This window comes from Dorea phocaeensis, assembly GCF_900240315.1.
GTDB classification, from domain to species: Bacteria; Bacillota; Clostridia; order Lachnospirales; family Lachnospiraceae; genus Dorea_B; species Dorea_B phocaeensis.
In genome coordinates this window covers 227,374-239,845 of sequence record NZ_OEPZ01000002.1, presented here as the reverse complement: position 1 = coordinate 239,845, position 12,472 = coordinate 227,374, and the positions used below count along the sequence as shown (strand labels likewise).

The 12,472-nt window shown below is 45.7% G+C and carries 13 protein-coding genes; 12 read left to right on the top strand and 1 reads right to left on the bottom strand.

The window, feature by feature from the left end:
• The first annotated feature begins 54 nt into the window (after window positions 1-54).
• The 11 genes from C0979_RS05125 to C0979_RS05075 all read left to right on the top strand — a co-directional run bounded on the left by C0979_RS05125 (window position 55) and on the right by C0979_RS05075 (window position 11,430).
• On the top strand, window positions 55-729 hold the full coding sequence (locus tag C0979_RS05125) for an ABC transporter ATP-binding protein (protein WP_101694996.1): 675 nt from the start codon (window positions 55-57) through the stop codon (window positions 727-729).
• A 1-nt stretch (window position 730) separates the two neighbouring features.
• A complete protein-coding gene (locus C0979_RS05120) occupies window positions 731-3,127 on the top strand; it encodes an ABC transporter permease (protein ID WP_101694995.1) in 2,397 nt (798 codons plus the stop codon).
• A 219-nt stretch (window positions 3,128-3,346) separates the two neighbouring features.
• Window positions 3,347-3,808: a DUF3990 domain-containing protein gene (locus C0979_RS05115; protein WP_101694994.1), complete on the top strand. Its 462-nt coding sequence runs from the start codon at window positions 3,347-3,349 to the stop codon at window positions 3,806-3,808.
• Window positions 3,805-4,275: a hypothetical protein gene (locus tag C0979_RS05110; RefSeq protein WP_101694993.1), complete on the top strand. Its 471-nt coding sequence runs from the start codon at window positions 3,805-3,807 to the stop codon at window positions 4,273-4,275. Before C0979_RS05115 ends, C0979_RS05110 begins: the two co-directional genes overlap by 4 nt.
• Before the next feature lie 350 nt (window positions 4,276-4,625).
• Window positions 4,626-5,108 (top strand): RNA polymerase sigma factor, encoded by a 483-nt coding sequence (locus C0979_RS05105; protein WP_101694992.1) that lies wholly within the window; start codon window positions 4,626-4,628, stop codon window positions 5,106-5,108.
• Complete coding sequence (locus C0979_RS05100) at window positions 5,105-5,854, top strand: hypothetical protein (protein ID WP_101694991.1); 750 nt, start codon at window positions 5,105-5,107, stop codon at window positions 5,852-5,854. Before C0979_RS05105 ends, C0979_RS05100 begins: the two co-directional genes overlap by 4 nt.
• Complete coding sequence (locus C0979_RS05095) at window positions 5,845-6,543, top strand: ABC transporter ATP-binding protein (protein ID WP_101694990.1); 699 nt, start codon at window positions 5,845-5,847, stop codon at window positions 6,541-6,543. The genes C0979_RS05100 and C0979_RS05095 overlap by 10 nt, the downstream gene beginning before the upstream one ends.
• A gap of 1 nt (window position 6,544) precedes the next feature.
• Window positions 6,545-7,693: an ABC-2 family transporter permease gene (locus C0979_RS05090; RefSeq protein ID WP_101694989.1), complete on the top strand. Its 1,149-nt coding sequence runs from the start codon at window positions 6,545-6,547 to the stop codon at window positions 7,691-7,693.
• A 107-nt stretch (window positions 7,694-7,800) separates the two neighbouring features.
• Window positions 7,801-8,508 carry an ABC transporter ATP-binding protein gene (locus C0979_RS05085; protein WP_101694988.1) on the top strand — a complete coding sequence of 236 codons (708 nt, stop codon included), beginning with the start codon at window positions 7,801-7,803 and terminating at the stop codon, window positions 8,506-8,508.
• A 2-nt stretch (window positions 8,509-8,510) separates the two neighbouring features.
• Complete coding sequence (locus tag C0979_RS05080) at window positions 8,511-10,037, top strand: COG1361 S-layer family protein (protein ID WP_101694987.1); 1,527 nt, start codon at window positions 8,511-8,513, stop codon at window positions 10,035-10,037.
• Window positions 10,003-11,430, top strand: a complete 1,428-nt coding sequence (locus C0979_RS05075) for an ABC transporter permease (protein WP_101694986.1) — start codon at window positions 10,003-10,005, stop codon at window positions 11,428-11,430. Before C0979_RS05080 ends, C0979_RS05075 begins: the two co-directional genes overlap by 35 nt.
• A 19-nt stretch (window positions 11,431-11,449) precedes the next feature.
• On the opposite strand, the gene C0979_RS05070 is transcribed toward C0979_RS05075, so the two are convergent.
• Window positions 11,450-11,713 (bottom strand): hypothetical protein, encoded by a 264-nt coding sequence (locus tag C0979_RS05070; RefSeq protein WP_101694985.1) that lies wholly within the window; start codon window positions 11,711-11,713, stop codon window positions 11,450-11,452.
• A gap of 175 nt (window positions 11,714-11,888) precedes the next feature.
• Here C0979_RS05070 and C0979_RS05065 point away from each other — a divergent pair, with 175 nt between their 5' ends.
• Window positions 11,889-12,413, top strand: a complete 525-nt coding sequence (locus C0979_RS05065; protein ID WP_101694984.1) for a cob(I)yrinic acid a,c-diamide adenosyltransferase — start codon at window positions 11,889-11,891, stop codon at window positions 12,411-12,413.
• Window positions 12,414-12,472 lie beyond the last annotated feature (59 nt).

Sequence of the window (12,472 nt, the reverse complement as noted above, 5' to 3'; positions counted from 1 at the left end):
CTATAATTAGAAGATATAAATTAAAAAATATGAAAAGCGGAAGGGAGAATGGACATGTATATTTTACGAACGAAAGACCTTACGAAATATTATGGAGAAGAGCCGATCCTTGTGAAAGCGCTGGACGGTGTGACGCTGGAGATTGAAGAAGGGACGTTTACAGCCATTGTGGGAACCAGCGGATCTGGGAAATCTACGCTTCTTCATATGCTGGGAGGACTGGATGTGCCCACAGGTGGAAGTGTAGAAGTGGATGGTCAGGAGCTTGGGACGATGGACCGGGGAGAACTAACCGTATTCCGAAGAAGAAAGATCGGATTTATTTTCCAGAACTATAATCTGCTCCCGAATCTGACGGTGTACGATAACATCGTACTTCCGGTGGAACTTGACGGAAGAAGAGTAGACAGAGAGTATTTAAAAAGTATCGTAAAGGTACTGGGGATTCAGGAAAAGCTGAAACAGAAACCCAACAAACTGTCCGGAGGACAGCAGCAGAGAGTCGCAATTGCAAGAGCGCTGATCGCAAAGCCGGCTATTATTCTGGCAGACGAACCTACCGGGAATCTTGACAGTCACACCAGCCAGGAAGTAATTGGCCTTTTGAAGGAAACGAGCCGGAATTTCGAGCAGACAATCGTGATGATCACCCATGACGAGGCGATTGCCCAGGTCGCAGACTGTACCATCCGAATTGAAGACGGAAAGATTGTAGAAAGCAGGTGGTAGTATGAGACGGGAGGGTACGATGCTTACGAGAAACAACAACCGTGCAGTCATTCCCAAGGTTGCCAAAAGCAATTTGAAAGGAAACCGCATTTATACTTTCTTTTCTGCGTTTACCATTGTGCTGGCAATCGCACTGCTCTCTGGAATGATTCTTACGGTTCTGGGTATGAAGACAGCACAGAGACGGATCTTAGATCAAATGCAGCATGTCATGTTCATGGATTTGACGGAAGAGCAGTATCAGAAGGTTGAAGCCGACGAGCGAAATGAGGTGGTGCTGCGATATAAGCCGGGAATTCAATATAAAGACGGCGATCTTTCTTATTCTCTTGGCTACGCGGAGGAAAGCCGGGGCGGAATTACCACATATGACATCAAAGAAGGAAAGCCGCCGAAGAAAGAAGCGGAAGCGGTGGTGGATGTTTCTCTGTTAAAAGCGCTTGGAAAGCCCTGCAAAGTGGGGGAGACAATCACATTGGAACGAGGCGGTCAACCGCAGACATTTGTCATCAGCGGATACACCGAATCAGATATGAAGCAGACCATCTATCCGGTGTGGGTGTCAAAAGCATTTGCGGATGCAGATCAGGAGCTTGGAGCAGGCGGTTATTATGCTCTGACAAAGATAAGAAATGCAAAGCAGATGAACAGTGTAGAGTTTCAGAACCTGGCATTTGAGATGGGCGAAGATTACGGGCTGGAAGCGGGACAAGTAAATATCAATGGTAAATTTGCCGATTCTTTAAGATCGAATAGTACAACGGTGATTGCCATGGCAGTGATCAGCATCATTATCTGTCTGGCCAGCGCCATCGTTATTTACAGTATTTTCTATCTGTCAGTATCAGGAAGAGTACGGCAGATCGGTCAGCTTCTGACCATTGGAATGACGCAGAAGCAGATTCGGGGAATGATACGAAGGGAAGGCTGGTATCTGTCGGCATGCTCGATTCCGGTGGGGTTCCTGATTGGACTGGCAGTTGCAGTCATTACGCGGCCGGATGGATTTGATCTTGGAAATACGCTTCTTACCTTCGTGGGAATGGCAGTGTTCGGCGCGGTAGTGGTACAGATTTCTATTGGAAAACCAGCGAAAGTGGCTTCTAGAATTTCCCCGATTGAGGCGTCAAGAAGCGCAGATGCAGAAGAAAAAGAAGGGGAAAAGCCTAAGAAGCACAAACCGCTGAATCCGTATGTTTTGGCGAGAATGGGGCAGATGCGAGGAAAGAAAAAGGCGGTCCTTGCTACCATTTCTCTGGCATTTGGAGGCATTTTGTTTATGGGAGCGTCTACTTATCTGGCGTCCTGGGATACGGATGCTTATGCAAGACAAGGGGGATTTGAAGATTGTGATTTCCACATTTCCTATGATTATGATGCTCGTTCCAAGCAGGATCCTTATGGAGTAACGAAGCTGCAGATGACAGATCAATTGAATGAAGAGTTAAGGCAGAAGGTGCTGGCGATTCCTCACGTCAAAGAGGCGAAGTTTGAAGAGAAGGGATATGGGATGCTGGAGTTCGGGGAGCGCACGAACATGCGGCTTGCCTTTGATACGATTACAAGAGAAGAGTTAGAAAGCAATCCGAAGCTGATGGAGCTGGGACTTGATTATGATGAACTGACAGAAAAGAATTCACTGATCTGTTATATGCCGGATTTGATAGAAGAAGTTTATAATATAAAGCCGAAGGCGAAGGATCAGGCGACGCTGGTGTGGTATGACGGAACAGAGAAGAAGGAAGCGGTGGAAATCGCAGCTTCTGGAGATTTTGATCTTCCAAGGAATGGCGATACGTTTGTTATGACGGAAGATACCATGAAGAAGCTGTGGGGAGATATTAACACCAATGCGAATCTGAAGGTTTCGATTGAAGATTATGATAAGAATCAGGCGGCAGTGGAACAACAGTTAAAAGCGCTGCTGGCAGAGTATCCGCATCTTGATATGTCAACCTTAGAAGAGGAAAAGCTGGCTACCGAGGATCAGGTGAGACAGTTGTCCATTATGATTTATGGCATTGCGGCTTTTGTCATTACTTTCAGCATTCTGAATCTAGTAAATACAATCATTAACAGTATTATGACAAGGAGAAGAGAACTGTCCATGCTAGAATCTATTGGTATGGAAGAAAAGCAGCTTCGGAAAATGCTTTTGTGGGAGAGCCTTCTTCTGGTATTGCCGAATATTCTGATCACACTGACGGTGGGAACGGCAGTCGGCTATGGAGTGATCTGGTGGTTTCAGAAGATTGCATCTTATATGAAGTATGAATTCCCGTGGGTTGGAACTCTTTGCTATGTGGGATGTGTGTTGATACTTCCCATGTTTGTCGCGTGGCTGTGCCTGAAGGTACAGAGCCGGCGTCCGCTGGTGGAGAGGATCAGCGTAGAATAAAGAGGCGTAGGAGCCTGTGAGATAGAAATAGTTTTGGAAGCAGTTATTTCAAGGAGAATTTTACTTTTTGAAATGACTGCTTTGCCCTTTTTTAAAGGCTGGTTTTCTTGTTATTTTTGTATATACATGCTAAGATGGAGACATATTAGAGAACGAAGTAACAAGTTCGTGACAATGGAGCAACAGATGCTACATGGCAGAAAGTAAGGAGAAAGCATAATGGAAAACAATATTATTTATCATGGTAGTAATGTAGAAGTGCCGAATCCGAAAATTCTCGTTAATGGTCACTATAAGGATTTTGGATATGGATTTTATTGTACGAATATTGAAAAGCAAGCCAAACGATGGGCGTTAACAAAAAAGGGAGCATCTGTTGTAAACAACTATAGTTATGCTGAAAATCCAAAGCTTAAGCTTCTTTGCTTTCCTGAGATGACGGAAGAATGGCTTGAGTTTGTTGTGGATTGTCGCAGAGGCCAGATGCATGCATATGATATTGTGGAAGGGCCTATGGCAGACGATCAGATTTGGGATTACGTAGAGGACTATGTTGCCGGAAATATTTCGAAAGAGGCTTTCTGGGCTTTGGTTAAGTTTAAATATCCTACGCATCAGATTGTTTTTTGTACAGAAGAGGCATTACAAACTTTGCATTACGAAGGGAGCGTAACGTTATGACAAATAAGTATTTCCCAGATGAAGAAATAAAGATAAATGATTTGTATTTTATCTGCTATATGATTGAACGTGTTGCTCGTAGAATTCATCAGAAAAATAAATATGTGGTAAATACAATTGGAAAGGAAGCATTAGAGCATTTGATCAGCGTAGCAAACGTGCTTCACTGTGAAAATCCTTTGCAAGTTGAAGATGACTGGATTGAAGAATATGCTTTAGCAGAAGGTGATTTTGATATTACAGCGGTTGATAAGGAACTGGCAGAAAAAATACCTACAGCTTTAGAAATGGGAAAAGTATATCAGAGACTTATTTCTGATACATTAGTTCCGGAAGAAGATTATGTAGATGGAATGATCCGTGTGTATAATAATGAAATTTGCGATACGATAGATAATTATAATTGCAGTGCGTTTTATGAACCATCATATGTGATTGCAAGAGCTTATCAAAACGGTGGATTTTAATATTGGGTGAATGGGAATACGGAAACAATATGGAGGCAGTTATTTCAAGGGAAATTTTACTTTTTGAAATGACTGCTTTATAATTTATGTAGAATTTCAAGAATGAGTTTGGAGGGTGAGAAGAAGATGGAAAAGATTTTATTGAACAGCCTTTTGGATGCCGGCATTTTCTTATGGTTAAGCAAATAATAATAGATCATTTATAACTTGAAAAAATATTTCTTGAGGCTGTCGCTTTTGGCATATCAAAGTGACAGCCTCAAAAAATTAGAATATAAAACTTTCCATTTCCCCGCACACATCCCCGCCCCAATCCGTTAAACCCTATGAAAGGAGGGCTCAAAACATCCATGGATTACAACATAGAAGAACAATATGATAAGATTTACCGCTACTGTTACATGCATGTGCGGCATCGTCAGACGGCGGAAGATCTGACGCAGGAAGCCTTCCTTCGTTTTTTGGAAAACAAATCTTACCGGGAGGTTGGGAAATGTCTGGCTTATCTATATACCATCGCCCGGAATCTGTGCACAGATTATTATAGAAGAAACAAAGAAGAAGCTTTACCAGACGAATATGAACGGCTGCTTTCGTCTTCGGCTGAAGATAAGTCGGGCGAGGAATATCTGATTGACACGCTGGATTTAAGGGAAGCCGTGCAGCAGTTGGAGATCGAAGAACAGGAGCTGCTCGTATGGCGGTATGTTAATGACGTATCGGTGACGGATATTGCGAAAATTCTGGGGATTTCAAGATTTGCAGTACACAGAAAGCTGAAATCCGTTTTAGGGAGGCTGGAAGATATCATGGGAAAGGGGAGAGAGCATTGAAACGACGGTTAAAGTCACAGTTGAAATCACAAATGAAGATGATCTACGAGGCCCCGGTACCTCAGGGGAAGGAAGCGTTTCTTCAGAAGATAGAGAGAATGGAGAAGGAGGAGTGGCGGCAAGAAGAGGAACTGTCTTGCTGGAAGGTCTTAGGAATACAGATTGGCTATATCCGCAAATGGAATTGGCTGGTGTCAGTGCTATTTTTTGCGGCAGTGATTGTGGCAGAACAATCTGTGAAGGGCAGGACACTTTGGGGACTGTCGGCATTTGTACCGTATCTGGCATTGATGGTGGTAGCAGAAGGTCTGCGTTCAACAAGATATAGAATGGAAGAATTAGAGCTTGCGTCGCGTTTTTCGGTGAAGTATATTCTCTTGGCGAGGCTGGGAGCGCTGGGGCTTTTCCAATTGTGTTTATTACTTTTGCTGATGCCGTTTCTGTACACGATCAGGAGGGAAGCAATACTGGAGATTGGGATCCATATTCTTCTGCCATGGCTTTCTACAGTGTTTGTTATGTTTTTGATGATTCGAAAAATGCATGGCAGGGAGAGTCATTCTCTTTGTGTTGGAACGGCAGTGATCGTCAGCGGGGCATGCATGACGTTTGGAATTATGAATGTTTCTATGTTTGACCTGGCAGGAGCGGGCGTGTGGACGCTGCTTCTTGTGTCAGGAGCTGTCCTTGCGGGAAGAGAAGTATATCAATTTATCAGACAATCGGAGGAATTGCAATGGAATTAATAATAGACAGACTGAAAAAACAGTACGGAAGTAAAATTGCCGTGGATCGCATTAGCCGGAAGCTGACGCCTGGAGTATACGGACTTCTGGGGGCTAACGGAGCAGGAAAGACGACGCTGATGCGGATGCTGTGCGGCATTTTAAAACCCACAGGCGGAAGCGTGTCGTTGGACGGCTTTGACGTTTCCAGTGAGGAATACCGCAAAGCACTTGGATATCTGCCGCAGGATTTTGGTTATTATCCGAATTTTACGGGGAAAGATTTCCTGATGTATATGGCGGCGCTTAAAGGGCTTGATAAGAACAGCGCAAAGAAGCGCTGTCGGGAATTATTGAATCTGGTAGGGTTGGAAAGTGTAGCAGGCAAGAAGGTAAAGACTTATTCGGGTGGAATGAAGCAGCGCCTGGGAATTGCGCAGGCACTTTTGAATCGGCCCAAACTTTTGATTTTGGATGAGCCGACGGCGGGACTTGATCCCAAAGAACGGGTACGTTTTCGAGATTTGATTGCAGAGCTTGGAGAGCGGAATATTGTGATTTTGTCCACGCATATCGTCTTAGACATTGAACATATCGCAGATCGGATTCTGATGATGAAGGATGGACAGTTGATCTTTGACGGAACCCCTTATGAAGTGGGAGGAGATCTGGAACACTTTTATCTGGAGCAGTTCGGGGAGGTGGAATAGCATGCGTAATTTTTGGATGTTAACCAAGTATGAATATAAGAAAATTTTTCAGAAGAAAATGGTCTGGGTAATGTTTGTGGTGCTTTCGGGTATCTGCTTTCTAATGTCCAGTGTGACCTATTTTGCGACGTTTACGAAAGAAGTCGATGGGAAAGAGGAGAAAATGTCCGGATACCAATGGATGACCAGAATTCGGGAAGAAGATAAGGAATTGGCGGGAACGTCCATTGATGAAGCGTTTCTAAGCCGTCTGAAGGAAAATCCGGACAGTGTGGGCGGAAAAATCACGGATACTGTTGGGATGATGCAGATGGAGCAGTATGACGTACAGAGTCTGACAGAGCAAAGCCTGTATGAGAAGCGGCTTGCCAATGTGCAGAAGGAATGGGAGATTTATCATTTGAATAAGGAGGAAAAAGAGTATTTTCAGAAACTGGAGGATACCATTACAAAGCCATTTATCTATGAGCCGACAGGAGGGTATGACAAGGCAACCAGAATGATGATGGTATCTGCGCTTTTGCAGACTTTGCTGGCAGCTGTTTGTATTCCTGCCATTTTCGGCGATGAACACAGCCTGAAGACGGATCAGTTGACCTTGTGTACGAATCTTGGGAAAAGGACTCTTTACGGGGTGAAGATTTTTACCGGGCTTTCTTTTTCAGTGATAACCAGTATGCTTTTGTGCCTGGTGTCTGCATTGCCGTCTCTGATCGTAGAAGGAACGGAAGGATTTGGCGCACCGATTCAGCTGACACAGCCGGATGTTTCTTTCGCTCTTACCGTAGGGCAGGTGTTCCTTATGATGTTCGGCATGTGTGTATTGGCGGGAGTTCTCCATGGAGCAGTTGCAATGTTCCTCTCGGAGAAGCTGAAAAATCCGGCAGCGCCAATGGCGATCATAGTAGGTTTTCTGATCGTCACCTTTTTTGTGAATGTTCCGGAGCAATACCGGGTGCTGTCCCAGCTTTGGGATTACGTACCTCAGAATGTAACGTCCTGGGGACTCTTGAATGTAAGGATGGTTCCGGCTTTTGGGGAGTATCTATACAAATGGCAAGTGGTTCCGGTTCTGTGGCTTACGATTTCGGTGGCAGTGACGGTTCTCGGATATCAGTTCTATAAACGGTACCAGGTAACGGGTCGTTAGGAAAGGGTCGCGTAAGCGGCCTTTCATAATTTTAAGAAAAACTTCATAATCTCTACCAAAAGAATTTCCTTTTATCCTCTATGATGAAAAGACGAGAGGAGGGCGCCATGAAGACGGTAATCAAAGTAAAAGATTTATATAAGCTGTACCGGGTCGGCGATGAAGTGGTGCATGCGCTGGACGGTTTGGACTTTCAGATTTACGAGGGGGAATTCTGTGCCATTGTCGGTACTTCCGGTTCTGGGAAATCCACACTCCTAAACATGCTGGCGGGGCTGGAGAAGCCCACCAAAGGCGAAGTGGTTATCGCAGACCGCCATATCGAGAAGTTAAATGAGGAGCAGCTGGTTGCATTCCGGCGGGAGAATATTGGCTTTATTTTTCAGTCGTTTCATCTGATGGGGACGATGAACGCAGTGGAAAATGTTGCACTCCCGCTTAGCTTTCGTGGGGTGCCCAGGAATGTGCGGATGAAAAAAGCGGATGCAATGCTGGATCTGGTTAAGCTTGGAAAGCATAAAAAACATTTGCCAAAACAGATGTCAGGCGGGCAGCAGCAAAGAGTTGGTGTGGCCAGAGCGCTTGTGGTGGATCCGAAGATCATTTTTGCTGACGAGCCTACCGGGAACTTAGATTCTCACACATCCGAAGAGGTGATGAGTCTGATGCAGCAGGTAGTTCGGGAACAGAAACGAACGCTCGTAATGGTTACACATGATGCGCACTTGGCGGAATATGCAGACCGGGTATTCCATATTCGCGATGGGAAAATATTGAAGATTGACGACAACAGAATCAGGACGGAGGAAGAGTAGAGATGAAAACATGGAAGAAGGCAGCAGCAGTATTATTTTCGGCAGTGCTGGCAGGAAGCGCGCTAATGCCGGGACTTGCGTCTCATGCAGCAGAGACGGGGAAGAAGGCGGGAAAGGTAAGTATTGTTTCCAAGGAAAATACGGTTCCGACTTATCAGGCGGGAGAGAGCCGTGAGTGGGTGTTGACGGTGACCAATGAGACGTCTGCCCCGATTGAACAGATAGCAGTAGCTCCAGACCTTGGAGAAGGCGGACAGGATTGGCCGTTCCAGACCCAGGTGCAGGATTACCGACAGGAGATTGGAAGTCTGCAGCCGGGAGAGGCCAGGGATGTTGCATTTACATTTGTTCAAAGGGAAGACGTGCCGACAGCGAGATATACGATTCGTTTTTTGGTTGCTTCGGCGGACGGTGTGCTGACAGAGAAGAAATTTTATGTTAATACGACGGCGAAACCGGAAGCAGAAAAGCCATCCGGCGGACAGGATGGTTCTGGAAATGAGCAGCAGAGTATTGGCGGAGGAAGCCAGGGAGGCGCAGACTATGATCTTTTATCTGCTGATGCAGGAGGATTCAGTAATGGAGGTGCATCCTACAGCGGCGGTGCCAGCGGAAATGGCGCTGTGCCGCGAGTGATTGTGACAGGATTTACCACGGATCCGGCAGAGGTTCGTGCGGGGAGTGACTTTACTCTGACGATTCATTTGAAAAATACATCCAAGACCATGAGAGTCAGCAATATGCTCTTTGATATGGAGGCGCCGACCGAAGGCAAAGATGAGCAGAGTACAGCGCCGGCATTTCTTCCCACTTCCGGATCAAGCTCTGTCTACTTGGAAGGAATTGCAGCGGGCGGGACGGCAGACATTTCCATTCAGCTGAATGCCAAAGCGGATCTTCTGCAGAAGCCGTACAGCATGGAACTGAATATGAAGTATGAAGATGCCAATGCGCAGCAGATTGAAGCGGCGTCGTCCGTATCAATTCCGGTGAAACAGGATGCGCGGTTTGAATTTAGCGACTTCGAGATCAGCCCGGAGAGCATTGCGGTTGGCGAGGAAGCCAACGTCATGTGCAGCCTTTATAATCTGGGACGGATTAAGCTTTACAATCTGAAGGCGGTATTTGAAGGAGCTTGCATTGAAAAGGAAGAAGTCTTTATTGGCAATGTAGAATCCGGAGCGACAGCATCAATCGATGCGATGCTGGAAGGAAAGAAGGCGGGCAAGGGTCCCGGCAAGGTGACTATGACAGTCAGCTACGAGGACGAGTCTGGAAATATTTCTAAGACTACGAAAGACTTTCAGCTGGAGGTGTTAGACGCTGTGGAAGAAGAGATGCCGGCCGAGACTATGATGCCGGAAGAGACGTCTTCGGGATTCCCGGTTCTTCTGGTTGTACTGTTGGCGGCTTTGGTCGTGATTCTGGCAGTGGTGTTTGTAATCAAGAAGAAAAAGAAGGCGCGCCTTACGATGGAAGAGGAGGGATTGCTGGATGAGTTGGATAGACCTTCTGAGGATGAGCATTAGCAATCTTCGCCGAAGAAAGCTTCGGACCTTTCTTACGATTTTGGGCGTGGTAATCGGAACAGCGTCCATTGTTGTTATGATTTCGTTGGGACTTGGCATGCAGGAATCCCTATACAGGGAGGTAGAACAGTCGGGCGGCCTTACGATGGTAAAGGTACGCGGCAAACAGGCCGGAGACACCATGATGTATTCAGGGGATCAGGAGAAAGAGTCGGAAAAATATGTGAAAGACGACACCATTGAGGAACTAGAAAAACTTCCTCACGTGACCTTTGTAACACCGGTATATTCTACACAGGTAATGTTTTTGAAAGGAAAGTACGAAGGATATGGGGAACTGGTGGCTATGAATCCAGAAGGATTGAAGGCGCAGAATATCGAGCTGGCAAGCGGAAGTCTTCCGAAAACCAATACCAGCCATCTTGATTTGGTTTATGGAAATGGGATTCCCACCATGTTCTATGAAAAAGGAAGCGGGAAGGGATATTATGACACGGGAGAACTTCCGGAGATTGACTTTGCCCAAGATCCGATTTTTATGATTCTGGATCAGGAAGGTTATATGAATCAGCAGGAGAACAGCGCAGGAGGCGCTTTGGGAGGATCCGGAGCAGATACAGGAGAGAGTTTCGGGGGATCCGGGCGTGAGGCGCAGGCGAAGACGGTGGAAAAGCATGTGGTGATGGCCAGCGGAATTGTGGCGGGAGATGTGGATACCTACAATGCAAATTACTACAATATTTATTGCGATCTGGATACGTTAAAGCAGATGTTAAAGAAAGAATTTGCAGGGCGCGCCATTCCAGGGCAGCCAACGACCAAGTCTGGAAAGCCATATAAAGAGTTCTGCTATTCTTATGCACAGGTGAAAGTAGATGAACTGGATCAGGTGAATGCAGTAGCAGAGATGATCCGGGGGATGGGTTATGAAGTGGAGACCAATACAGAATATCTGGAAACGATGAAGAGCCAGTTTGCCATTGTACAGGCGGTACTTGGAGGAATCGGCGCAGTCTCTCTATTGGTAGCGGCTATCGGAATCGCCAATACGATGATGATGTCGATCTATGAACGAACCAAAGAGATTGGCGTTATGAAAGTGTTAGGCTGCAGGCTTAGCAATATCCGCACGATGTTTCTGGTGGAAGCGGCGGCCATTGGTTTGATTGGCGGAGCCGTCGGCAACCTCTTAAGCTTTGGAATGTCCGGCGTGATTAACTTTATTACCGGAAGCGGAGCGGCGATGGGCTTTGACGGAAATATTTCCTACATCCCATGGTGGCTGGTGCTTTTATCTATGGGATTTGCGGTGCTGGTAGGTGTGACAGCCGGGTACTTCCCTGCAAGAAGAGCGATGCGTCTAAGCCCGTTGGCAGCAATCCGAAGCGAATAGGAAAATTATTCTCCTAAAATTATTCTTCGATGATATGGATTTCCAGATAGTCAAAGTCGATGGAATCCACAAAGTTGTCCTGATAAAATCGAGTTTTGTCGTGACGCTTGAATTCCTCAATATTGGAATCAAGCCAAATAGGCTTGCTAAGATCAAATTCATAGCAGATTGTATCTAATGCATGAAAAATTTTATGGGTCCGGGTATCGTCTGTGTCATCGCACACAACGGTGTCCCGGATCATTCTGTTGTCTTTGAATTCTTTTCCCCATAATCGAAGCATGGTATTCCCTCCTGTCGGTCTGTAAATATCTAAAAGTATTTAAAAGTATATCTGCTTTCGGCCGGGATGTAAAGTGCCATAAAGAAGAAATAAGAAACTAGATTTTTTTAGCCGGAACGATTATAATGTCAATGTACAGAACGGTGGATAACGGGAGAGGCAGGGAACGAAACAGATGATGGGCAAAGGAAGAATTCACATTTATTATGGAAATGGTAAAGGAAAGACAACAGCGGCGGTAGGTCAGGTTGTGAGGGCAGCAGGGCACGGGCTGAAGGTTCTGGTATTCCAGTTTATGAAGGATAATTCATCTGGAGAGCGGGCGATTCTGGAACAGCTTCCTAATGTCACTTGCCTGCCGGGGCGAGAGAATGTGAAATTCATGAATCAGATGAATGGGGAAGAGAAGGCGGAATTGAATCATTACAACAATAAAGCATTGGATGAAATTGTGAAATTCTGTGGTCCATTCGATGTATTGTGGCTTGATGAAGCTCTGTGCGCCATTGAGAACAGGGTGTTGAGTGAGAAGAAGGTCATCAGCTTCCTGCAGCATAAGCCGCATGGACTGGAGATTATTCTGACGGGTCATATGGTATCGGATGAATTGATTGCGGAGGCGGATTATGTGACAGAGATGTGCAAGGTTCGACATCCGTATGATGAGGGACATTTGGCGAGAGAAGGAATCGAGTATTAAGAACGAAAAGGGAAGAGATTAAGGCAACATTAAGATCAAAGCCTCTTTCTTAAATAACT

Coding starts and splice junctions, on each gene's coding strand:
- C0979_RS05125 (WP_101694996.1), top strand. CDS start 55: ATGTATATTTTACGAACGAAAGACCTTACGAAATATTATGGAGAAGAG.
- C0979_RS05120 (WP_101694995.1), top strand. CDS start 731: ATGAGACGGGAGGGTACGATGCTTACGAGAAACAACAACCGTGCAGTC.
- C0979_RS05115 (WP_101694994.1), top strand. CDS start 3,347: ATGGAAAACAATATTATTTATCATGGTAGTAATGTAGAAGTGCCGAAT.
- C0979_RS05110 (WP_101694993.1), top strand. CDS start 3,805: ATGACAAATAAGTATTTCCCAGATGAAGAAATAAAGATAAATGATTTG.
- C0979_RS05105 (WP_101694992.1), top strand. CDS start 4,626: ATGGATTACAACATAGAAGAACAATATGATAAGATTTACCGCTACTGT.
- C0979_RS05095 (WP_101694990.1), top strand. CDS start 5,845: ATGGAATTAATAATAGACAGACTGAAAAAACAGTACGGAAGTAAAATT.
- C0979_RS05090 (WP_101694989.1), top strand. CDS start 6,545: ATGCGTAATTTTTGGATGTTAACCAAGTATGAATATAAGAAAATTTTT.
- C0979_RS05085 (WP_101694988.1), top strand. CDS start 7,801: ATGAAGACGGTAATCAAAGTAAAAGATTTATATAAGCTGTACCGGGTC.
- C0979_RS05080 (WP_101694987.1), top strand. CDS start 8,511: ATGAAAACATGGAAGAAGGCAGCAGCAGTATTATTTTCGGCAGTGCTG.
- C0979_RS05075 (WP_101694986.1), top strand. CDS start 10,003: ATGAGTTGGATAGACCTTCTGAGGATGAGCATTAGCAATCTTCGCCGA.
- C0979_RS05070 (WP_101694985.1), bottom strand. CDS start 11,713: ATGCTTCGATTATGGGGAAAAGAATTCAAAGACAACAGAATGATCCGG.
- C0979_RS05065 (WP_101694984.1), top strand. CDS start 11,889: ATGATGGGCAAAGGAAGAATTCACATTTATTATGGAAATGGTAAAGGA.